This is a genomic window from Aurantimonas marina, from assembly GCF_017183135.1.
GTDB lineage: Bacteria > Pseudomonadota > Alphaproteobacteria > Rhizobiales > Rhizobiaceae > Aurantimonas > Aurantimonas marina.
Window position 1 is genome coordinate 289,173 of the sequence record NZ_JADDXW010000003.1, and the last position, 20,720, is coordinate 309,892.

A 20,720-nucleotide genomic window follows, 5' to 3' on the forward strand; every position below is an offset into this window, starting at 1 on the left:
CCTGCTTCGCTTTCGAGACCGAGGCGCAGGCCGGCCAGCCGATCAACGATATCTGTGAAGTCTCGGGGGAATGCACGAACGGCTCCTGCAAAACGGCCGTCGTAGCACCGAGAACCCCGGCGAGTTCAAATGTCTGCCGATGCGCTGGCGGCGCGGCCGAGCTCGGCCAGATTTGCCATCAGCTGCCGTTCCACCGCCTCCGGAGGCTCATCCCAGAGTTTGCCAACTTCCACGACCGCTTCGCCCGCCTCCCAAGGCCAAGCCGAACGGCCGTCGATCTGAGCGAAAGGGCCATCCGATTCGGTTAGAAGGCGATCTTTCGGCATCTGGGCGGCGAGTTCCCGCCCTTTCTGGCCGCGCAGCATGCTTGGCCCCACGCTGAACCAGCAGCCCAAATCGACCGCCCGAGCGAGTTCGCGCTTACTGCCGGAGAACCAGTGCAAGATCGGCGTACCGACGCCTGGCTTCGCCGCGATCGCATCCAGAACAGCGGTAGCCGCCCGACGGCTGTGGATTGACAGCACACGCCCGCCGGCGGCCCGGCAGACATTGAGGGCACGCACAAACACGTCCATCTGGTCGTCCCAGTGCCGCTTGAATTCTGGCGTTCCATCGAGCCCGATTTCGCCCACATAACGCGTCTCGTCGATCAACTGCTCGAAGAGGGGCAGCTCGCCCTTGCGTTGATGTGCAAGCTGCGGGTGCAAGCCAAGCGCCGTGCGAATCCGGGGGGAGTCCTTCGCAAGCGCTGCGGTTCCCGACCAAGCGGACGGCGTAGTCGTGACCGAGAGCACGTAAAGTCCACGGTCCGAGCAAGCGCGCGCGACGCCGTGCGGATCCGGATAGAGATCGAGGTGGCAGTGGAAATCGATCACTTTACGCCGTGCTGCTGGTGGAGCGCCGCAAGCTCCTTGAGCCCACGATCGACGAGGTCACGTATTGGCTTTGGATCGCCCATCCTCGGATAGGCGAGCGCCGAGCCTAGCCAGGCGTCCAGGCCATCCGCGCCGACCTCTTGGATCGCCATGGCCAGGGACCGTACGTCATCAAAGTTGGCGTGGTCGGCGTCGTTCTTTCCAAGCGCGGCGAACTTGTAATAGGTGGTGTCGGCCTTGCCCCACGCCAAAAAGGCTGCGCGCCGGACCTGGCAGGGCACGCAACGACCGCAGTGCTTGTAGTTGAATACCCTGTAGCGACCGCAGCTCACTGATTGCATGGCGTGCGCTCCGAGAAGGGTCTGATCGGAGCAATCCTGCATCATCTCCCCCTTGGTCTTGCTTTCGTAGGGATTGATTATCCGGACTCGCAAACCCGCCGCCGAGAGCACGTCCCGAATCCGGTTCAAGAACTCTGGATGCGCCGTTCGCGTGCTGAGGCTTCCCAACCGCGCGCCAGTTAGAGATGGGTTGATCGCGATAAAGCCGTTCTCACACACATAGAACGGAACCTCGCCACCATTATGGTACTCGACGAGCGCCGTGGCGGCGAGCACACCGAAGGCGATGAAGATTAGGGACCGCGCCCTCTGGGAGGGTTCCTTCGCCCAAGGTGGCGTAGCGTTATGATTCAGTGCGAGGTGCCGCAGCCCGCCGCCGATGGCTGTGGCAAATGCCGCCTGATTATCGCCGTCGCCCCGGACGATGTTGCTGACCGCGAGAGGCTTGCGCCCCGCTTTGGCAAGATCGATGGCTCCAATCAGACTGTCCAGTCCGCCCGACAGGAGCACGACACAGTCTTCCTTCGGCCGCGCCGCGTCGCCCGGCGGCGCCGGCTGAATGCCACCCCCGACGAAGGTCAGCCGCCACCGGTCGGTAGACAGGAACTTCAGCGCCGTTTCTAGCGCCGCAGCCTGGCTGTTCCAGAAGACCGGGTCGGTGACGGCTACCGTCAAGTCTAACTCTCGGGTCCAGCCATCAGCGCTTTCTGATCGCCAGTCGGCGAGGTCGGCCGTGACGACTGCAAGCGCAATGGACAGAAAGTCCCAGGCGCGTGGGGCGGCCTCTAACCGTGCGCGCAGAAACGCGGTCTTCGCAGCCTGACCCGCGCTTCCGCGAGGCGAACGGCCTTCTTCTGCGGCACCGGCTTGGCCGTACAGCACGACGTTCAACGCATCGCTTTCGGCGAACGCATAATCCTCTGGCGCGCAGATCAGCCTCATTCAGCGTATCCCTCGAAAACCTCGAAGGTCTCCCGCAGGGCGTCACGGACCACCTCGCTGATTCGGCCCGCCGTCAGGGCCCGCCCAGCATCGCGCAGCTTGCGGAAGGAGGCCGCAACGGTTTCCTTCACATAATCACGCGCTTGCTTCAGCCGCGATAGAGCCGTGGTTGCGCTTGGCGCTTTCTCTCTAATCTTCTGACCGACATCGAGGTCAAATCGCCGAAACACGTCGTGTGCGGTAAAACGCTCAATAGCGAACTCACGCTGCTCAGGGACTAACTTCAACAGGTCGGCATCCGGAAAGCGCGTAAGGAGTTCGGACAGAGCATCGCGGATTGCCGCGCGCGAGGCCTCCGCGTCTTGGGTGCCGTCGACTGGGCGAACGGCCTCGACGACCGCATCCATAATCTCGTCTGCCGAGCGGCCGGCGAGCAGTGCCGGATCGAGCGGGCTTCCTGGCGTGGCGGCTTGCCCCGCAGCGAGGCTGGCCAGCGCACCGCCAAGCGCGCCCGCGGTCGACGCGGTGCCGCCCATGCGCCGTGCGGCGGTACGCGCACCGCCGTACCCACTTCGAGCATAATGGCCAAACCCGCGCCGCATCGCGCGAGTGTCGCCCGTCTTAGCATATTCGCCGAGGCTACGGCTGACGCCTAGAAAACGACGATCGGGGGCGAGCGGTGCGGGCGGCGGCGGGGCTGCTGGCGGACCGGGCGCTTCATCCCCCTCCGCCGGCGGGTCTCCGCTTGGCGCTTCAGGCGGTGGGCTATCCACCCAGGACGGCACCATGGGGACGCCCGCACCAGGGCCTCCGCTAGACTGAGACGTTCCCATCATTCCTCCGCTTCTTGATGGCGGTCTTCACGGGCTTGCTCACATCACCACCGTCCCAAGCCTTAAACAGGCCCGCCGCCCACGGCTGATCACTCAACTTGGGAACGATGTTCGGCTCGATCTGCGCCGCCGGCCGGTCGCGCAGGAACGCGGCAAGACGCGCACCTTGCGCGGGATCCGCATCAGCCATGGCAAGGCACGCCTCCAAAATCGGTGGGACGCCCCAGGATTGCTCCTGCCGCGCCCTGTCGAGCAATCGGTCCATCATCACCGTGGTCTCCGCCCTGGGGACACGCACAAGGCGGTCCTTCAGGGCGCTCGCCATGTCGGGATGCTCCAGCAAGGCGGCAAGCAATTCGGCCGCCTCGGATGATAGGCGGTCCTCGGGGGTGATGAGTGGGGCATGTTCGCGGGAGACGTAGAGCGCACCGCGGAGATCCAATTCGCCAAGCGCGGGGGGAAGTGTCAGCCACTCGAGCACGAAGGGATCGTCCCAAGGCGGCTGCAGAGTGAGTTCCGCGCCAGCGTTAGCCTTGACCTCCCACTCGGCCAAAAATGCCGGCCGGCCCGTGTCGCTTGCGCTCGCCGCGGCGATCAGCTCGGCGTAGGCCTTTGGATTGCCGAGGCGCTCGAACAGCAGGAGCTTTGCCAGAACCGCCTCATCTACCCCAACCCCTTGCGCCTTGGAGATCGTCATGCGGATCGCCAAGGCGTTTAGGAAGCGCTTGATCAGCCGGGGGTTGCCGGAAATCCCCGACGCTGTGGTCATCAAGGGGGCCAACCGGTCTGCGGTATCGAGTTTACCCACCAGTTCGTCCGAGAAATGGGTGTGCAACGACTGGACGAAGGCGCGATCGACGCGCTTGCCCTGCCAAGTTTGTCGGAGTTGCTGGCACACGGCGGCACGGATCGTCTCTTTGACATTCTCATCTAGATCACTGTTCTCGACGAAGAGCAGCATCAGATAGGCCCGCACTTCTTGCGTTCCCAGCGCAGGCACGCGGATAGGCACCTGGATCAGCTTGTCAAAGTAATTGGTGACGAGAAGATCGTCTGTTACCCCTTCAAAGTGCTTGCGGACCGCATGCTTGATCATCTCGTTATCGGCCGCGATCACGAAGGCCGTGTGCTTCAGGAACAGGAAGAGCCGAATCGCCTCCAAGGTCGAGATCGTCGTCGGCGGTAAGCACCGATCAAGATCATCGATGAGCACGACCAAGGTGACATTGAGTTCCTCAAGCGCCTCCTCGAAGCTGTCGCGCAGAGCCTGGATCTCCTTGGGTGGAGACGTTTCGGTCCTGGGATCGAGCAGCCCCTCGGCTGCTTTTGCCGCATCATGCGCCTTCTTCTGGGCGTCGTCCAACAGGCTTTCGTCAACACCGGTTAGCGCGCGCTGGCCAAGACCCCACATACCGCCGAGCATCCCAACCGGCGGCAGGCCGAATGCGAGCGCTGCAGCGTCACCAGCCACAAGTTTGGCGCCGCGCAGCCAACGTACCCGCTTCATGATTGCCGCCACTTTGTCGAGGGCGGTTTTGCGCTTTTCAGCCTCCTTCTCCAGCTTAGTGGCGATCACGTCCATGAGCGCAGCGCGCGCGTCGTCATAGCCTTGATAGAGCCACGCATTGAACTCGACGAAGATGAACTCGCGCTCGCCTTCTTTTAGCGGCCGCGCAGCCAAGGACGCTTGGGTAAGCTTGATCAACGACGACTTGCCGATACCCCAGGCGCCCGATACTCCAATTGAGATCGGGCGTCCGCGTGTTTGCACGATGATCTCCGCCACCGTGTCGGCGACCCCGGAGAAGTTCAGGAAATCCCGAGTCGTTTCATTATCGGCCCACACGTAAAGCTCCATCCTGGTCGTATGGTCCAGCTACGCTCGCTACTGGATGGGAACAAGAGGGGAACGTCAGAGAACGTCGGCCTTCCTGACCTCGCCGAGCATGCCCCTCCATTTTGCTTTCGACCTCCTATTTAAGTAGGCTTACCTTAGCCCATTTATTATTTAAGCCAAGTGCCAGTTGCTTAAATAAAGTCTCCCGCCATAATAGCCCACATGGCCGATCCCGAACCCAATCCGCGGCTGGGCCGCTTCGTCGAGACGCCCGTCGCGGGCGAAACGGTGAGAGCCTTCGTTCCGCCGCCGTTACCGCCGGTGCCGCCCATCGACGTGCTCACGCTGCTGGACCGCTTGAGCCTGGCCGAGCGAGCGTTGGGACGTCTCGACGGCATCACCATGCTGCTGCCCCGCCAAGAACTCTTCCTCTACATGTATGTGAGGAAGGAGGCGGTCCTTTCGTCCCAGATCGAGGGCACCCAATCGACCCTCTCGGACCTGCTCCGATTTGAGACTGAGGCGCAGGCCGGTCAGCCGATCGACGATATCCGCGAAGTCTCCAACTATGTCGACGCCATGATGTACGGCCTGGAGCGGTTGGAGGCTCTGCCCCTGTCCCTCCGTCTCGTCCGCGAAATGCACGAACGGCTCCTGCAGAGCGGCCGAGGCGGCACCAAGAACCCCGGCGAGTTCAGGCGATCGCAAAACTGGATCGGCGGCACGCGTCCGGGCAACGCGCTTTTCGTGCCGCCGCCGCCGACCGAACTGGACGTCTGTCTCGATGCCCTTGAGCATTTCATGCACGAGGAAGAATCCCCGTTGCCCGCGCTGATCAAGGCCGGCCTTCTGCACGTCCAGTTTGAGACGATCCATCCGTTCCTCGATGGCAATGGCCGTATCGGCCGTCTGCTGGTGACGCTCTACCTCTGCGTCAACGGCGTCCTGCGCAAGCCGCTGCTCTACCTGAGCCTCTACCTGAAAACCCACCGCGCCGATTATTACCGGCTGCTTCAGGAGGTGCGTGAGAACGGCGCGTGGGAGGCCTGGCTCGAATTCTTTCTCACCGGCGTCGCCGACACCGCCAACCAGGCGTTCGATGCCGCCACCCGCATCGTCGAGCTGTTCAAGCAAGACCGCGAACGCATAACCGCCGATAGCGATCGCGTCGGCTCGGCGCTTCGGGTCCACGACCTTTTCCAGCAGACCCCCTATCTCACAGGCAACCAGATCGTTCATCGCACGGGGCTGTCCGCTCCAACGGTGAACGCGGCGCTTGCCGATCTGGAACGCATGGGCGTCCTGGAAGAAGTCACCGGCCGGAAACGGGGCCGCGTCTTCAGCTACCGCCGCTACCTCGCAATCCTCAGCGAGGGAACGGCTCCCCTTCCTTCGACGAGTTGACGAGAACCTTCCGAAACGTGGAGGGGAAAGCCTTCCCCTGCGGTCGAGCCAAGGTCTCGTCCGACCCCTTCTGCGGGGCTGTCGCCCCGCAACGCCCCGCCGACGTCGGTCGATCGAGAGTGAGAGTGCGGACGGGTTTTCCGTGACGGGTTGAGGGCTGTGAGAAAGGCTCCCGGCGCCCGTCGCAGAGATCCGCGATGTCCAGAACCACCGCTCGCGCTCGTCCCGGCCAGGGCAGGGTGAGCCTCTATACCGAAATCACCGACAAGATCATCGCCGAGCTGGAGGCCGGCCGCATCCCCTGGGTCCAGTCTTGGGGAACCGCAGCGGCGAAGGCGCCGCTTGCGATGCCGCATAACGCCTCGACCCAGCGGCGATACTCGGGGATCAACGTGCTGATCCTCTGGGGCGCGGTTATCGAACACGGCTTTACCGGACAGAGCTGGCTGACCTTCCACCAGACGCTCGGGCTCGGCGGCAACGTCCGCAAGGGCGAGCGCGGCACCACCGTCGTCTATGCCGACCGCTTCACACCAGACGACGAGCGCCGCCGGGCGGCCGAATCCGGCGAGACGCCCGGCGCGATCCCTTTCCTTAAACGCTTCACCGTGTTCAATACCGACCAATGCGACGGCCTTCCCGACAATATGGCGACCGCTGCGCCGCCACCTCCGCCCGGCCTCATCGAACCGGAGATCGAAGCCTTGATCCGCGCGACCGGCATTGATTTCCGCATCGGCGGCGCGCGGGCCTTCTACGATCCCACCCATGATTATGTGCATGTGCCGCCGCCACAGGCCTATATCGAGCCGATCAACTGGCACCGCACGGCGCTTCATGAACTGGGTCATGCCAGCGGCCATGTCTCCCGACTCGATCGCGACCTCAGCGGTTCGTTCGGATCAAAGAAATACGCGTTCGAGGAGTTGATCGCCGAGGTGACGGCCGCGTTCTGCTGCGCCTCGCTCGGCATTGTGCCGACCGTGCGCCATGCTGACTATACCGGCTCGTGGCTCACCGTACTGCGCGAGGACGATCGCGCCATCGCGCGCGCCGCCAGCGCAGCGTCCAAGGCGGCGGACTTCATCCTCGACTTCCAACTCGGCGGGAAGTCCGGTGAGGCTGGCCCGCGCGAGACCGACCGGGAAGCCGCGTGACTTGGGTTTCGGCCCAGTAGAGCAAGAGGAGGGTCGGGAATTTCGTGACGGGTTGGAGGTCGAGAGAGAGTCTCTCGGCCGCCCGTCGCGGAATATCCCGACATGGCAACCGCCGTTCAGAAGGTCGCGCTCAATACCGCGCGCGACATCCCGTTCAACAAACTCATCCTGTCCCAGCCCAACGTCCGGCGCGTGAAGGCCGGCGTCTCGATCGAGGAACTCGCCGAGTCGATCGCCCGGCGTGGCCTCCTGCGGAGCCTCAACGTCAGGCCGGTGCTGGACGCCGAGGGCGTTGAAACCGGCATGTTCGAGGTGCCCGCGGGCGGGCGGCGCTACCGCGCGCTCGAACTTCTCGCCAAACAGAAGCGCGTGACCAAGGCTCAGCCGGTGCCCTGCGTGGTCCGCGCCGCCGACGCCAACACCACGCCGGAGGACGACTCGCTGGAGGAAAACGAGCAGCGCGCGCCACTGCATCCGCTCGACCAGTTCCGGGCGTTTCAGACACTGCGGATGAAGGGTCTCGACGAAGACGAGATCGCCGTTGCCCGCAATGTCGGTGTGCAGGTCGTCAAGCAGCGGCTGCGGCTGGCTTCGGTTTCTCCGAAGCTGCACGAGATCTATGCTGAGGACCGCATGAGTCTGGAACAGCTCATGGCCTTTTCCGTCACCGGCGACCATGAGCGGCAGGAGCAGGTCTGGGAGAGCCTGGCCAAGTCCTATTATCAGGAGCCCTATCAGATCCGCCGGGCGCTGACCGAGAGCAGCGTGCGGGCGTCCGACCGCCGCGCGCAGTTCATCGGCCTGGCCGCCTATGAGGAGGCCGGCGGGGTGATCCTGCGCGACCTGTTCCAGGGCGATGATGGCGGTTCGCTGCAGGATGTCGGTCTGGTCGACATGCTCGTTGCCGAGAAACTCCGCGAAGCGGCCGAGGCGATTGGCGGCGAGGGCTGGAAATGGGTCGAGACCGCGACCGACTTCCCTTACGGGCCACACGTCGGAATTGCGCCCGCTGACCGGCGTGGCACCGCGCCTGTCCGACGAAGAGCAAGCCACTCGTGACGCTTTGGTCGAGGAACTCGACCGGCTCTACGCCGAGCATGAAGGAGATGAAGACCTCGCCGATGAGGTCGATGCGCGCCTGGCCGATATCGAGACCGCGATCGAGGAATTCGACGGCAGGCCGACGCTCTATGATGCGGCCGAGGTCGCGCGCGCCGGGGCGTTCGTCTCCGTCGATGCCTCCGGCAATCCGCGCGTCGATCGTGGCTATGTCCGGGCCGAAGATGAGGCGTCCGCCGTCGATGGACCCGAAGGCGATGAGACCGATCCCTCGGGCAACATGGGCCCGGACGGATCGGACCAGTCCGCTTCCGGCACCCAGGGTGCGGTGATCACCGTCGGCGGCCAGGCCGAGGCCGAGGAGGATGAGGAGAATGTCATCCGACCGTTGCCGGACCGCCTCGTCACCGAGCTGACCGCGCACCGGACGCTGGCGCTCCGCGACGCGGTGGCGCGAAACCCGCATGTCGCCATGACCGCCTTGCTGCACAAGCTGGTGTTCGACACCTTCCAGCATAACAGCAGCCCAGGCTGCATGGAGGCGTCGGTCCGCCACGTCTTCTTTCCGGTCCAGTCGGCCGATCTGAAGGACAGCGCATCAGCAGCGGCCATCGCCGAGCGGCAGGAGGCGTGGCGCATCGACTTGCCGAGCGACGACAATGCACTGTGGGATACCCTCGCGGCGCTCGACGATGCCAGTCGTTCCGCGCTGCTGGCGCAATGCGTCTCCTATAGCGTGAACGCGCTCTACGAGAAGGTTGACCGCTATGGTGGCGGCCTGTCGCAACAGGGGCTCGAGCGACGGATCGCCCAGGCCGACCGTCTCGCACGCGCCGTCGGGCTGGACATGGTGGACGAGGGATGGCGGCCGACGGTCGACAACTATCTTGCCCGGGATACCAAGCCGCGTATTCTCGAAGCGGTGCGCGAGGCCAAGGGCGAGCAGACGGTGCAGCTCATCGACCATCTCAAGAAGGGCGACATGGCCAAAGAGGCCGAGCGGCTCCTCGCCGACAGCGGCTGGCTGCCCGAACCGCTGCGTTTGGCCAATCTTACCGATCAGCCTGACGCCGATGACGCTCCGACGTTGCCGGATTTCCTCGCCGTTGACGATGAGGAAGTGACTGAGGCTGATATGGACGCGTCAGACCTGATCGCGGCTGAGTAAGGTGACCGGGGCCGGCCGAGCGGCCCCGGTCACCTTTTTCGCGTTCTTCTTGATGCGCGGCCGCACCATCGCGCCATCGACTTTGATGGCGACGAGCCCATCGCTGACCAGATCGGTCGTATCGGCAATGAAGCGTCGCAGAAGAACTGTCCGTCCGACTGAGAATTTGTGGACGTAGCCGTTGGCGACCGCGGCATCTGTAAAGCCGTTCAAAGCCTTGAAACTCGCGGCATCGGAGATCGAGACCTGCATAATCATACGGGTTTGGCGCGGCTTCCATTCGTCAAGAATTTTGATGGTGACACGGTGTTTCGAACCACTGTGCACAGTCAGCGGCTGAATTCTGCTTGATCGGAAGGTGAGAATTTTGGCCATTGTCGCTGCTCGGCGTCGTGTCGATCGCCTCATTCGCGCCGAAGCTCATCTGGAATGCGCCGGCAAGCACTCCGGTCGGCCTCTACGCGATAGGCGCTCCCGGGCCACTCGACCTGACCGATCTGGTCGCGGTGAAAGCCCCCCAACCCCTCGCCACATTCCTTTCCGATGGCGGATATCTGCCGCGTGGCGTCCCACTTCTGAAACACGTCGCCGCGCTCCCTGGGCAGCGTGTCTGCCGGACGGGCTACGCGATCATCGTCGATGGTGTCGCGATGGGAGACGCGCTCGATCACGACAGTCGCGGGCGACCACTGCGGATATGGCAAGGCTGCCGCGTGGTCGCGGACGGCGAGCTGCTCCTCATGAACTGGGAAGTCCGCGACAGCCTGGATGGCCGTTACTTCGGCCCGCTTCCCGCCAGCTCGGTGATCGGCCGGGCCACCCCTCTCTACACCGACGAGGACGGCGATGGCCGCTTCGTCTGGCGCGCGCCGACGCGGTGACGGCACGCCCATGACCTTGTCCGCCGCAAACCTGAGAAGAAACCCATGTCCCTGATCGGTCAATTCAGCCGCACCAAGAGCGGCTACGCAGGCCGCGTCCGCACGCTCACCATCGACGCCGAGCTTGTGCTCGTGCCGGCTGACAATTCCGACGCCGAGAATGCGCCGGACTTCCGCATCCATCTCGGCTCCGACGACGATCGGCCAGCGGTCGGCCCGGAAGTCGGTGCCGCCTGGAAGCGCACCGGCGAGAAGGCCGGCGACTACGTCTCGCTGCAGATCGACGATCCGACCTTCGGTCATCCGATCCGCGCCAACCTCTTCCAGTCGGCCGACGATAAATCCGCCTGGGGCCTGCACTGGAACCGCGCGGCGAGCGGGACTGAGCGATGCCCGCCATTCGCTCGCAACCTGTCGTCGGAGGGAGGATCATCGTCCGATGCACAGCCTCCCTTCTCCTTTCCGGCCTGCTCCTCGTCGCGCCGGTTTGCCACTCGGCGAGCGCACAGGAGGTGCCCGTCGAACGCCCTTCACGCGTCGATTCCTATGCCGCATTCATCGCAGAGGCCGCGCAACGGTTCGGCATTCCCGAGGCGTGGCTTCGGGCGGTGATGCGCGTCGAAAGCCGCAGTGAGGTGCGCGCCATCTCGTCGGCTGGCGCTATGGGGCTGATGCAGGTCATGCCCGGAACCTGGGCGGAACTGCGCGTCCGGCATCGGCTCGGATCAAACCCTTACGATCCGCGCGACAACATCCTGGCCGGCGCGGCGTATCTGCGCGAGATGCACGACCGCTACGGTTCGCCGGGCTTCCTCGCGGCCTACAATGCCGGTCCCGGTCGCTACGAAGAGTCCCTCGCGGGCCGATCGCTGCCCGCAGAAAGGCGCGCCTATGTCGCCATGCTCGCTCCGATTGTCGGCGGTGAAATGGTCTCCCCTGTCGTGGTGGCGGCCGCCGATCCGCGCGCCTGGACCCATGCGCCGCTCTTCGTCGTGCAGTCAGCGAGCAGCAGAACGGTCACTCCAGCGCAGCCTGAACGCGCGCCTGATACCGCAGCAACGCCAGCCCCGGAGCGCGATCAAACCGTGATTGCGCCACGCACCGAGGGGCTATTCGTTGCTCGCAATACATCCGGAGGCCCGCGATGACAGCGTTCGCACGGGATCGGGGCATGGCGTGCTCTGGCGGACAGATGGCGGTCCGGGGAGGAGGAGCAGGCAACACAACCGAACGATGGCGAGATAAAAGGGCGCGATGTGCCCCTCGGTTGTGGGAAGCATTTTCAGGGACTTACGCGACGATTTCGCGATGTGCGTGCATTCTGCGCAGCCTGCGATACTCCCGTTTTCGCCGTGAATTCAACGCCTTCGCGCGATGTGCGGGATTGCCGACATGAGCGACGAAGACGAGTTCCGCAGCCGGCCCGGGCGCATCCGATCATCCTCCAGCCAGCGGGCACGTCTCCCGTTCGGGCAGGATCACGTTTGGCCGTCGCACCTATTTAGGGCGGGGCAAGCGCGCCAGCATCCAGGCCAATCGCTGGCTCGCCGGCCGTTCGCGTATCGCCGTCATCAAGACGCGCGTGGTCCGGCATGAAGCCACCGAAGAAGCAGCGCCTCTCCGTCTATCTCGATCCCGGTGAGGGAGCGGTAGCCGACACCACGGCCGAACAACGCCATTACAGGGCTGACCCGACAACTGGCGCTGGACCAGCGGGCCTATGACATTGCATGCGGTCAAATCGACATCGGCGATGCGCAAACGGATATGGTTCAGTGACTGAGCAGCGCAGCAAATCGCCCCTCGACCAGTTCCTGAAACCGCGCCGCCACACGCGAGGGTTCGCACAGCGCCGGCAAGAGCAAGTCGTAACGGAACGGTTGTTCGGGATGCAGGGGCCGCGCGACGACCCTTCCGGCCGCCGCGAAATTGGCGGCCGTTACCGGCTCGACGATCGACACGCCCGCCCTGTTTGCCACCAATTCGCAGATCGAAGCCGACAACTGCGCCTCGGCGACGATGCACGGACGGGCGCTGCCGGCCGCCAGAAAGATATCGGTTTCGGATCGCGTCGCGATTTCCGCCCCGAGCGCCACGAGATTGTCGCGCATTCTTTATTCGCTTTTGTTCGCACTGATTTCCACGCCGCGCCGTTCTGCGTACTCAATCAATGCCAATTCGATTACGGATGTGATCGAGCGCCGCTCAGTCTCGGCAAGCTGCTGAGCCAACGCCAATATTGAAGGATCGAGGCGTGTTGTGAATGGCTTCTTGGTCATCGCAACTCTACGGCTTGAATTTCCATCCCGGCAGGTTCATAACTATGCACGTGCTTTGCAATTTCATTGCACGGATAGCGGCCGACCGAAGTGCGCCAACACTTCAGCCGACCTGACCACTCGCCAAGCTGTAGGGAGCTCGGATCATGGCTGATTCTGAGACTAGCACGAGTCTGTCTACCGTCACCCGTCGCATGCTGCTAGCCGGCACCGCATTGATCGCAGCGGCATGGACGACCAATCCATTGAGGAGATCGCCAGCAAGGGATAGCGGCGAGCCGGATGTCGCATTGCCGCTCTGGCACGAATGGAACGACGCTCACCTTCGCACTTATGAGGCTTGCTGCAAGCAGCAGAAGCTGGAGACCCGATTGGTCGAAACGATTGGCTTTCCTCGTGCAGAGGTCGATCTGCCTGACGAGGGCAGATCGATCTTCGTGCATACCCTTGATCAGATCGAAGAGACCTTCGGCGGCGATCCGGCGATGGCCGCGACGTGGGCAATCGCGGAAGTTGAGCTCACGGCACACCAGGCTCGCTGGGATGCCGCAGATGGCGAGTTGGGATACTCCGTCGCCAAAGAGGCCGAAGAGGCCGCAGCCTTCCGCGAACAACAGCTGGTTGATGCGCTGATGAGTGCATCTGCCACATCACTTGCCGGCATTGCGGGCAAGCTCGATGTCATCTTACGCGAGGGAGAAAGCTCCGCTGAATGTCCGGAGTTCCCCTGGCCCTTTCTCCGTTCGGCGCTTGTCGACCTCGTGCGCATCGCCCAAAAAGCTCAGCCAGATCGATTTGTGCCCGGCTCCGATCGCATTGCGTTGTTGTCAGGTAGGAGCGACCGTCGAGAATGAACTCACATTGTGGATAAGCGAGGAACCGGGACCCCGCCTCCGATGACCCCAACGCGTTGACATAACTTCGGAAAGTTCAAAATCGACGCCGATGGGGACCCCAGTTGAAATGAAATTATAGTATTCACATCAATGCATTGAAATCATTTAAGACGGGGTCCTCATCGGTGCCTATTCACAAATGAGGCGTCGTCGAGGGAGTGGGCGTCGTTTCGAGTAGCCATTCACCCTCAGGTGGCGGCACCATGGCGACTGACGGCATTGCTGCAGTGTCCCGATCGGCTTGAAGAGTTGGATTACGCCGGTCGCTTCGGCTTGTTGTCCGGCCGGTTTTTGCTTCGAAGACGCTGACTTTAGTCTTTCCTGAATCTGATAATTGCCTCGATCTCTACGGTGATCTGCCCCGGAAGCGATCCGAAGCCGACCGCGGACCGGGCGTGCCGCCCTTTGTCGCCGAAGACATCGACCATCAGATCGGAGCATCCGTTGATGACTTTCGGGTGGTCCGAGAAGAGCGGGTCGGCATTGACCATGCCCAGAAGCTTGACCACGCGTTCCACGCGGCCGAGATCGCCGAGGGCATGCTTCATCACGGCGAGGAGATTGAGGCCTGTCAGTTGCGCATGCGCATAGGCCTCCTCGACGGAAACGCCTGCGCCGACCTTTCCGATCGCCAACTGGCCCTCGTGATTGCGCGGGCCCTGACCCGACAAATAGAGAAGCGAACCCTCTTCGACATGAGTAATGAAATTGGCGATCGGCGCGGCCACAGGCGGGAGGGTGAAGCCGAGTTCGGCGAGCTTTTCTTCGGGCGTCATGCGATTTCCTTCGTTTGGTTCTGTGCAGGCCGCCAGGCAGGCAGCTCTCGATGCCTGATGCAGGCGACGGTATGGTGCTCCCCGACTTCCTCGATCGGCGGAACCGCCTCTGCGCAGGCGTCGATCGCGTCGGGACAGCGCGTGCGGAAGACACAGCCCGACGGCGGCGAGAGCGGGCTGGGAATGTCGCCCTTCAGGACGATGCGCTCGCGGCGACGTTGGGGATCGGGAAGCGGCGAGCTCGACAGCAGCGCCCGCGTGTAGGGGTGACGCGGATTGCCGTAAATGTCCTCGGCCCGGCCACTTTCCATGACGCGGCCGAGATAGAGGACGACCACGTCGTCGCAGAGATATTCGACGACGGTCAGATCGTGCGAGATGAACACCAGCGTCAGTCCCAGTTCGGTCTGAAGTGACTGGAACAGATTGAGGATCTGCGCCTGAACGGACACGTCGAGGGCCGAGATCGGCTCATCGGCGACGATCAGGTCGGGCTGCACCGCAAGCGCCCGGGCGATGCCGATGCGCTGGCGCTGGCCACCGGAGAATTCGTGCGGGAAGCGGCGATCATGGTCGCGGTCGAGCCCGACGCGTTCGAGAAGATCGCCGATCATCTGTTGCCTGGCGCTGCCCTTGGCTATCCTGTGAGTGTCGATCGCCTCGCCGATGATGTCGGCGACCTTCATTTTCGGGTTCAGGCTGGAATAAGGGTCCTGGAAAATGAATTGCAGGCGCTTGCGAAGGTCACGCAGGCGCTTGCTCGAGGCCTGGAAGAGATCCTCTCCCTCAAACAGCGCTTCGCCGCCCGTCGGCTCGACGAGGCGCATGATGCACCGACCGATCGTCGTCTTGCCCGATCCGGACTCGCCGACGATCCCGGTGGTTCTGCCTCGACTGACGTCGAAGGAGACGTCGGCGATGGCCTGTACGGGCCCCTTCCCGCCGTGAAACGTCTTGACGAGGTTGCGCACCGACAGGAGCGTCCCGTTCGTCCGATCGGTCTCGCTCATACGTCCTCGTGCCTCCAGCAGCGGGTGGAATGAAGCGCTTCCACCGCAATCAGCGGCGGGCTCTCCACGCGGCATTTTTCGATGGTCAGCGGGCAGCGATCGGCATAGGCGCAGCCCGGGGGAAGATTGGTCACGCTGGGAACGGATCCGGGGATCGGGCTGAGCAAACGTCGCTGTCCCGTTGCGTCCCGGTCGCGTGCCGGGTCAGGGATACATGCGATCAGCCCTTTCGTATAAGGATGGCGCGGGGTCTTGAAGAGTGATCTGACCGGCGCCTGCTCGACCACCTTGCCGGCATACATCACCGCGACGTCATCGGCGATCTCCGCCACGACGCCGAGATTGTGGGTCACGAACAGGATGCTCATGCCCATCTCTTGCTGCAGCCGACTCAGCAGTTCGAGGATCTGCGCCTGGATCGTCACGTCGAGGGCGGTCGTCGGCTCGTCCGCGATCAGCAGGAACGGGTTGCAGGCGAGGGCCAGGGCGATCATTACCCGCTGACGCATGCCGCCCGACATGGAGTGTGGATAGTCGTCGAGACGCCGTTCGGGGGAGGCGATCTCGACAAGTTCGAGCATGCGGCGGGCGCGGCCGCGGGCATCGGCACGCGAGATCGTCTCATGCAGGCGGATCATCTCGATGATCTGGTCGCCGACGGTGTAAAGCGGATTGAGGCTCGTCATCGGCTCCTGAAAGATCATCGCGATCTCCCCGCCACGGATCTTGCGCATCACGCGATTGTTGGCTTTGGCCAGATCAACGACGCTGCCGTCGCGTCGCTTGAAGATCATGGTCCCGTCGACGATCCTTGCCGAAGGGGCGAGCAGCCGCATGATCGACAGACTGGTCACCGACTTGCCGGAGCCGGACTCGCCGACGACCGCCAGGGTCTTGCCCTGGCGCACCGTCAGGTCGACGTCGTCCACGGCCTTCGCAATGGTCGACCCGATCCGGAAATGGGTCTTCAAGCCAGTTACCTTCAGCGTGACGGCATCCGAAGACGCCGGCGCCGGTCCCGAGTTCATCGGTTCCGCGTTCATCTGCGTCATGTCAGAGATCCTTGCGCAGGCGAGGGTCGAGAAGGTCGCGCAGGCCGTCGCCGACGAGTTGGAGCGACATCACGGACAGGATGATGGCAAGGCCCGGGAAGACGGTCATCCAGTCGGCCTGACCGACATACTGCCGGCCCGCCGAGATCATCGTGCCCCATGTGGGGATGTCTGGGCTGACACCGACACCGAGGAAGGTCAGGCTTGCCTCCGCCAGCATCGCATAGGCAAAGATGAAGGTCGCCTGGACCATGATGACGGACAACAGGTTGCGCAGAACATGACGATAGAGGATGCGCCAGGTCGGCACGCCAAGGGCGCGGGCGGCCTCCACATAGGGCAGTTCGCGGATGACGAAGGTGGAGGCGCGTACGATGCGGGCCAGGCGCGGCGTGTAGACGATGCCGAGAGCGACGATGACGGTCGCGGCCGAGGGCCCGAGGGCCGCAACGAGCGCGATGGCAAGCAGGATGTCGGGAAAGGCCATCATCGCGTCGATGACCCGGGCGATGACGACATCGGTGCGGCGGAAGAAGCCCGCCACGAGCCCGAGAGCGATGCCGATCACAGAGGCGAAGATCGTCGCAGTCGCGCCGATCATCAGGGAGGTCCGGCCGGCATAGATCGCCCGCGTGAACACGTCGCGGCCAAATTCATCGGTGCCGAAGAGATGGTCCGCTCCCGGTGCGATCAGGCGATTGGCGATCGACAGCTTGTTGGGATCGTAAGGCGCGAACACCGGAGCGAACACGCACAGGATGACGATGATCAGGAGGAGCGCCGCACCAAGGGCGAGGGGTTTGCGCTCGCGCAGGATTTTCGCAATGCCGGCGGTTCGGGTGCCTCGTGCGGCGACGGTAACGGCCATCAGAATCGCACCCTGGGATCAATGACGAGATACAGCATGTCGATGGCGAAATTGATGAGGACGTAGAGCGCGGCGACGACGAGAAGCGCACCCTGGATCACCGGATAGTCCCGGCGCATGACGGCTGACACGACGAGATTGCCGACACCGGGAAGGCCGAACACCGTTTCCGTCACGATCGCCCCGGAGATCAGAAGGGCGGCGGTGATGCCGATGACCGTCAGGATCGGAATCAATGCGTTCTTGAAGGCGTGCTTGAGGATGACGGGCGTTTCGGCCATGCCCTTTGATCGCGCGGTGCGGATGTAGTCGTCATCGAGGACATCGAGCATCGAGGCACGGGTAAAGCGCAGGATCAGCGCCGAGCTTACGACGCCGAGCGTCACAGCCGGCAGGACCAGGTGATGCAGCCGCTCGAACAGGGTCGTATCGGGACCGCCATAGCCGGCGACGGGGAACCAGCCCAGACGCACCGCAAACACCTGGATCAGGATGAGCGCGAGCCAGAAGCTCGGAATGCTTGCCGCGAACATGGCCAGCGTCGTCGAGGCCTGATCGAAAAGGCTGCCGCGATGGTAGGCCGACAGGATGCCGATGGGCAGGGCAATGACAGTGGCAATAAGAATCGAGAATAGGGTGAGGAAGAAGGTCGGCTCGGCGCGTTGGCCGAGGGCGGTCAGCACCGGCATGTTGAGAAAGATGGAATCACCGAGATTACCGGTGAGGATCTGGCCGAGATAAACGCCGAACTGGACGAGGAGAGGACTGTTGAGACCGAGCCGGTCGCGTAGCGCCGCGATGTCGGCAGGCGTCGCGTCCGGGCCAAGCATGACGGCTGCCGGGTCGCCCGGTGCGATGCGCACGATCACGAAGACGATGGTCGCCACGACGAAGAGGACGACGATCATCCCGGTGAACCGTTTGAAGACGTAGCTGGCCATCGCGCTTTCCGGTGAAATCGGGAAGGACCCGGCGGACGCTAGGCATCCGCCGGGGTCGGCTTACTTCGAGATCGACACGTTCCAGAAATAGGGCCAGGGCGATGCCTCGAAGCCCTTTACCTTCGGCGACTTGGCCGCAAGGGCGGCGAAGTCGCCGACCTTGTAGAAGGGCGCCTGTTCGTAGATGAGGCCCTGGATGTCGGACCAGATCGTCTGCCGCTTCGCCAGGTCCGTCTCGGTGTTGAGCGCCGTGAGGAGCTTTTCCTTTTCCGGCGTCGACCACCAGCCTGGATAGCTTGCCGGCAGCGGCGCGATGAGCGCCGGATCCGGCAGGAAGGGGCTGTGGGTGATGAAGATGTCCCACAGCGCCGGATCGGCACGCCGTTGCACGAGAGTCGCCCAATCGACCACGTCCAGCTGGGAATTGAGGCCGGCGGACTTCAGATAGGCGTCCAGGACCTGGGCCATCTTGTAGTGGAACTCATACTGCCGGCTCGTGAGAATGCGGATCGGCTCGCCTTTGTAACCGGCCTTTTCCGCAAGGCTCTTGGCCTTTTCCACGTCGCCCTGGTTATAGGCCTCGACTCCCGCCTCGTTGCGCCAGACATAGCCTTCCGGGTACATCGCACCGTCGACCTTGAAGAAGCGCTCCTCGCCAAAGGCTGCCAGCATCAAATCGTCGGAGTTCTGCAGAGCCTGGACGGCCTTGCGCATGTCCTGATCCGTCATGACCCCCTGTTTGGTGTTCATGATGAACATCGGCCAACCGAAGGATTCCGTCAGCATCGGCTCGGTCTGGCCGGTCAGTCGGTCGTAGGATTCGACGGGGAGCAACTCGGCGAAATCGTATTGGCCGGCGACAGCACCTTCCACGCGGGTGTTGGCGTCGGGAACCGGCACGAACCGCACCTCGTCGAGAAGTGCCTCCCTGCGGCCACCGAAGCCGTCTGCCTCACCGTCCAGCGGCTTGTAGTCTGGAAAGCTCACCAACTGGATGTACTGATCGGGGCGCCGCTCCTTCAGCATGAAAGGCCCGGTCCCGATGAATTCGGTCAGCGGTTCGGCCAGGGTTTCCTTCGGCAGGACGACGGCGGCCGAATTGTTGAAGGCGAGCAACGCCGGCAGGGGACCAAAGGGGGCGCTCAGCGAAATCTTGACGGTGTTGGCGTCCATCGCCTCGACCTTCTCCACCTTGTCGGCAACGAGTTTTCCGCGCGATGCGATCTTGAGCCAGCGCTCCAGCGACGCCACGACATCGTCCGCGGTCATCGTCTTGCCGTTGTGGAATTTGATGCCCTCGCGCAGGGGGATCGTCACCGTCTTTCCGTCGTCGGAAATTTCGGGCATGTCGGCCGCCAGCAGCGGGGTGACGTTCCATTCCTTGTCGAAGGTGTAGAGCGTCTCGAGGAAATGCTGGGTGACCATGCCCAGAAGGTCGCCCGTCGCGGCCATCGGATCGAGCGTGTTCGGCTCGCCGATCGTCGCGACCGTGATGATGCCGCCGGGCTTGTCCTGCGCCATCACTGCCGCGCCGGAGGCGGCGAGCCCGCCAAACGCCATCGTCGCCGCAAGGCAGGTTTTTGCCAATGCCTTCAACATGTCTCAGTCTCCTTCGGTTTTCAGATCTGCTGTGGAAGACGCGACCGACAGGTCACGGACGACTGCAAGGAGTTGTTCGGTGACCGCTTCGATGATCGCCTGGCCCTTGGCCGCCGTCGCCAGGGATGCGTCGCCGACGGCGCCCAGCCCGTCGGACATTTCGGCCATGGAGCGGAACAGCGCGCCGCGGGCCGGCAGGACCATATCCGCATTGGCCCAGTCATGGGTCGGAACGTAGCTCATGGCCGGAAGATGGTCGGGCTGGCGGACTGCCTCCGGGTCAATATGCAGCATCAGCGAGGTCTCGAGTTCGCAGGCGTGATTGGCACCGGCAAAGGCGCTTTCGCGGATCTGCGCGATCTCGGGACCGGCAAGCCGCCACCAGGTCAGCATCGCGATGCGGCAATCACGATGGGAGGCGCCAAACTCCTCAAGCAGAACCTGGCCGATGGCCTGGTTGCCGCCATGGCTGTTGAAAATCACCAGATTGCGGAAGCCGTGTCGGACGACGGATTGGAGGATCGCGCCGACATAGTCGAGAAAGCTGCGATGCCCGATGCTAAGAGTGCCGGAAAAGTCCATGTGATGCTCGGAGCAGCAGACCTTCACCTGCGGCAGGATCAGCACCTCGTCGCTGGCTTGGTTTTCCAGTGCGTCGAGAAACGCGCCGCCGATCACCACATCGGTGTCGAGCGGCAGATGCGGGCCGTGCTGCTCGATCGCCGCGACATTAACGATCACCGGCATGGTTCGCGGCAGGTCCTGGATTTCGCGTGTGGTCAGACGTTCCCAGCGCATTCGA

General features: G+C 63.4%; 19 protein-coding genes and 4 pseudogenes. 9 read left to right on the forward strand and 14 right to left on the reverse strand.

Annotation, left to right across the window (positions count from 1 at the left end; all coding sequences use genetic code 11):
• Positions 1-125 precede the first annotated feature (125 nt).
• The 4 genes from qatD to ING15_RS05725 are packed head-to-tail and all read right to left on the reverse strand — an operon-like array spanning position 126 to position 4,837.
• A complete protein-coding gene (qatD, locus tag ING15_RS05710; RefSeq protein WP_206453807.1) occupies positions 126-875 on the reverse strand; it encodes a Qat anti-phage system TatD family nuclease QatD in 750 nt (249 codons plus the stop codon).
• Positions 872-2,158, reverse strand: coding sequence for a Qat anti-phage system QueC-like protein QatC (gene qatC, locus ING15_RS05715; protein ID WP_206453808.1), 1,287 nt, complete (start codon positions 2,156-2,158; stop codon positions 872-874). The genes qatD and qatC overlap by 4 nt, the downstream gene beginning before the upstream one ends.
• Positions 2,155-2,994, reverse strand: a complete 840-nt coding sequence (gene qatB / locus ING15_RS19835) for a Qat anti-phage system associated protein QatB (RefSeq protein WP_332873777.1) — start codon at positions 2,992-2,994, stop codon at positions 2,155-2,157. The genes qatC and qatB overlap by 4 nt, the downstream gene beginning before the upstream one ends.
• Positions 2,972-4,837, reverse strand: coding sequence for a KAP family P-loop NTPase fold protein (locus tag ING15_RS05725; protein WP_206453810.1), 1,866 nt, complete (start codon positions 4,835-4,837; stop codon positions 2,972-2,974). The genes qatB and ING15_RS05725 overlap by 23 nt, the downstream gene beginning before the upstream one ends.
• 213 nt (positions 4,838-5,050) lie before the next feature.
• On the opposite strand from ING15_RS05725, the gene ING15_RS05730 reads away from it, so the two are divergent.
• The 3 genes and pseudogenes from ING15_RS05730 (at position 5,051) to ING15_RS05740 (ending at position 9,616) form a co-directional block, all read left to right on the forward strand.
• Entirely contained in the window at positions 5,051-6,232 is a 1,182-nt protein-coding gene (locus ING15_RS05730; protein ID WP_206453811.1) for a Fic family protein, read from the forward strand.
• A 197-nt stretch (positions 6,233-6,429) separates the two neighbouring features.
• Positions 6,430-7,389: an ArdC family protein gene (locus ING15_RS05735; RefSeq protein ID WP_206453812.1), complete on the forward strand. Its 960-nt coding sequence runs from the start codon at positions 6,430-6,432 to the stop codon at positions 7,387-7,389.
• 102 nt (positions 7,390-7,491) lie between these two features.
• A pseudogene (locus ING15_RS05740) lies at positions 7,492-9,616 on the forward strand (ParB/RepB/Spo0J family partition protein).
• Here the strand turns inward: ING15_RS05740 and ING15_RS05745 are convergent.
• The gene (locus ING15_RS05745; protein WP_206453813.1) at positions 9,593-9,991 is read right to left on the reverse strand and encodes a hypothetical protein; all 399 of its coding nucleotides are present in this window, start codon (positions 9,989-9,991) and stop codon (positions 9,593-9,595) included. The pseudogene ING15_RS05740 and the gene ING15_RS05745 sit on opposite strands and share 24 nt — an antisense overlap.
• Here ING15_RS05745 and ING15_RS05750 point away from each other — a divergent pair.
• The 5 genes and pseudogenes from ING15_RS05750 to ING15_RS19420 form a co-directional block, all read left to right on the forward strand.
• Positions 9,991-10,497, forward strand: coding sequence for a S26 family signal peptidase (locus ING15_RS05750; RefSeq protein ID WP_206453814.1), 507 nt, complete (start codon positions 9,991-9,993; stop codon positions 10,495-10,497). The two genes, ING15_RS05745 and ING15_RS05750, sit on opposite strands and share 1 nt — an antisense overlap.
• A gap of 45 nt (positions 10,498-10,542) precedes the next feature.
• Positions 10,543-10,887 (forward strand): annotated as a pseudogene (locus ING15_RS05755) (DUF736 domain-containing protein); the annotation flags it as partial.
• Positions 10,887-11,645 (forward strand): lytic transglycosylase domain-containing protein, encoded by a 759-nt coding sequence (locus ING15_RS05760; RefSeq protein WP_206453815.1) that lies wholly within the window; start codon positions 10,887-10,889, stop codon positions 11,643-11,645. The pseudogene ING15_RS05755 and the gene ING15_RS05760, both read left to right, overlap by 1 nt.
• A gap of 244 nt (positions 11,646-11,889) precedes the next feature.
• Positions 11,890-12,118 (forward strand): annotated as a pseudogene (locus ING15_RS19415) (type VI secretion protein); the annotation flags it as partial.
• A 50-nt stretch (positions 12,119-12,168) separates the two neighbouring features.
• A pseudogene (locus ING15_RS19420) lies at positions 12,169-12,273 on the forward strand (3-oxoacyl-ACP reductase); the annotation flags it as partial.
• Here ING15_RS19420 and ING15_RS05765 read toward each other — a convergent pair.
• A complete protein-coding gene (locus ING15_RS05765) occupies positions 12,270-12,608 on the reverse strand; it encodes a LysR substrate-binding domain-containing protein (protein ID WP_206453816.1) in 339 nt (112 codons plus the stop codon). The pseudogene ING15_RS19420 and the gene ING15_RS05765 overlap by 4 nt on opposite strands.
• 3 nt (positions 12,609-12,611) lie before the next feature.
• Positions 12,612-12,776 carry a hypothetical protein gene (locus ING15_RS05770; RefSeq protein ID WP_206453817.1) on the reverse strand — a complete coding sequence of 55 codons (165 nt, stop codon included), beginning with the start codon at positions 12,774-12,776 and terminating at the stop codon, positions 12,612-12,614.
• Between the two features lie 146 nt (positions 12,777-12,922).
• On the opposite strand from ING15_RS05770, the gene ING15_RS05775 reads away from it, so the two are divergent.
• A complete protein-coding gene (locus ING15_RS05775) occupies positions 12,923-13,630 on the forward strand; it encodes a hypothetical protein (protein ID WP_206453818.1) in 708 nt (235 codons plus the stop codon).
• Positions 13,631-13,983: 353 nt separating this feature from the next.
• Here ING15_RS05775 and ING15_RS05780 read toward each other — a convergent pair whose 3' ends face one another.
• The 7 genes from ING15_RS05780 to ING15_RS05810 are packed head-to-tail and all read right to left on the reverse strand — an operon-like array spanning position 13,984 to position 20,716.
• Positions 13,984-14,448 (reverse strand): RidA family protein, encoded by a 465-nt coding sequence (locus ING15_RS05780; RefSeq protein WP_206453819.1) that lies wholly within the window; start codon positions 14,446-14,448, stop codon positions 13,984-13,986.
• The gene (locus tag ING15_RS05785; protein WP_206453820.1) at positions 14,445-15,458 is read right to left on the reverse strand and encodes an ABC transporter ATP-binding protein; all 1,014 of its coding nucleotides are present in this window, start codon (positions 15,456-15,458) and stop codon (positions 14,445-14,447) included. The genes ING15_RS05780 and ING15_RS05785 overlap by 4 nt, the downstream gene beginning before the upstream one ends.
• Positions 15,455-16,510 carry an ABC transporter ATP-binding protein gene (locus ING15_RS05790; RefSeq protein WP_408628675.1) on the reverse strand — a complete coding sequence of 352 codons (1,056 nt, stop codon included), beginning with the start codon at positions 16,508-16,510 and terminating at the stop codon, positions 15,455-15,457. The genes ING15_RS05785 and ING15_RS05790 overlap by 4 nt, the downstream gene beginning before the upstream one ends.
• 1 nt (position 16,511) lies before the next feature.
• Positions 16,512-17,378, reverse strand: coding sequence for an ABC transporter permease (locus ING15_RS05795; RefSeq protein ID WP_206453821.1), 867 nt, complete (start codon positions 17,376-17,378; stop codon positions 16,512-16,514).
• On the reverse strand, positions 17,378-18,319 hold the full coding sequence (locus tag ING15_RS05800; protein WP_206453822.1) for an ABC transporter permease: 942 nt from the start codon (positions 18,317-18,319) through the stop codon (positions 17,378-17,380). Before ING15_RS05800 ends, ING15_RS05795 begins: the two co-directional genes overlap by 1 nt.
• A gap of 60 nt (positions 18,320-18,379) precedes the next feature.
• Positions 18,380-19,918, reverse strand: a complete 1,539-nt coding sequence (locus tag ING15_RS05805) for an ABC transporter substrate-binding protein (protein WP_408628676.1) — start codon at positions 19,916-19,918, stop codon at positions 18,380-18,382.
• Between the two features lie 3 nt (positions 19,919-19,921).
• Positions 19,922-20,716: a creatininase family protein gene (locus ING15_RS05810; protein WP_206453823.1), complete on the reverse strand. Its 795-nt coding sequence runs from the start codon at positions 20,714-20,716 to the stop codon at positions 19,922-19,924.
• Between the last annotated feature and the right edge of the window lie 4 nt (positions 20,717-20,720).

Bases quoted from the DNA above. Each gene is read 5' to 3' on its own strand.
- qatC (WP_206453808.1), bottom strand. From the start codon at position 2,158: ATGAGGCTGATCTGCGCGCCAGAGGATTATGCGTTCGCCGAAAGCGAT.
- qatB (WP_332873777.1), bottom strand. From the start codon at position 2,994: ATGATGGGAACGTCTCAGTCTAGCGGAGGCCCTGGTGCGGGCGTCCCC.
- ING15_RS05730 (WP_206453811.1), top strand. From the start codon at position 5,051: ATGGCCGATCCCGAACCCAATCCGCGGCTGGGCCGCTTCGTCGAGACG.
- ING15_RS05735 (WP_206453812.1), top strand. From the start codon at position 6,430: ATGTCCAGAACCACCGCTCGCGCTCGTCCCGGCCAGGGCAGGGTGAGC.
- ING15_RS05745 (WP_206453813.1), bottom strand. From the start codon at position 9,991: ATGGCCAAAATTCTCACCTTCCGATCAAGCAGAATTCAGCCGCTGACT.
- ING15_RS05760 (WP_206453815.1), top strand. From the start codon at position 10,887: ATGCCCGCCATTCGCTCGCAACCTGTCGTCGGAGGGAGGATCATCGTC.
- ING15_RS05765 (WP_206453816.1), bottom strand. From the start codon at position 12,608: ATGCGCGACAATCTCGTGGCGCTCGGGGCGGAAATCGCGACGCGATCC.
- ING15_RS05770 (WP_206453817.1), bottom strand. From the start codon at position 12,776: ATGACCAAGAAGCCATTCACAACACGCCTCGATCCTTCAATATTGGCG.
- ING15_RS05775 (WP_206453818.1), top strand. From the start codon at position 12,923: ATGGCTGATTCTGAGACTAGCACGAGTCTGTCTACCGTCACCCGTCGC.
- ING15_RS05780 (WP_206453819.1), bottom strand. From the start codon at position 14,448: ATGACGCCCGAAGAAAAGCTCGCCGAACTCGGCTTCACCCTCCCGCCT.
- ING15_RS05785 (WP_206453820.1), bottom strand. From the start codon at position 15,458: ATGAGCGAGACCGATCGGACGAACGGGACGCTCCTGTCGGTGCGCAAC.
- ING15_RS05790 (WP_408628675.1), bottom strand. From the start codon at position 16,510: ATGACGCAGATGAACGCGGAACCGATGAACTCGGGACCGGCGCCGGCG.
- ING15_RS05795 (WP_206453821.1), bottom strand. From the start codon at position 17,378: ATGGCCGTTACCGTCGCCGCACGAGGCACCCGAACCGCCGGCATTGCG.
- ING15_RS05800 (WP_206453822.1), bottom strand. From the start codon at position 18,319: ATGGCCAGCTACGTCTTCAAACGGTTCACCGGGATGATCGTCGTCCTC.
- ING15_RS05805 (WP_408628676.1), bottom strand. From the start codon at position 19,918: ATGTTGAAGGCATTGGCAAAAACCTGCCTTGCGGCGACGATGGCGTTT.
- ING15_RS05810 (WP_206453823.1), bottom strand. From the start codon at position 20,716: ATGCGCTGGGAACGTCTGACCACACGCGAAATCCAGGACCTGCCGCGA.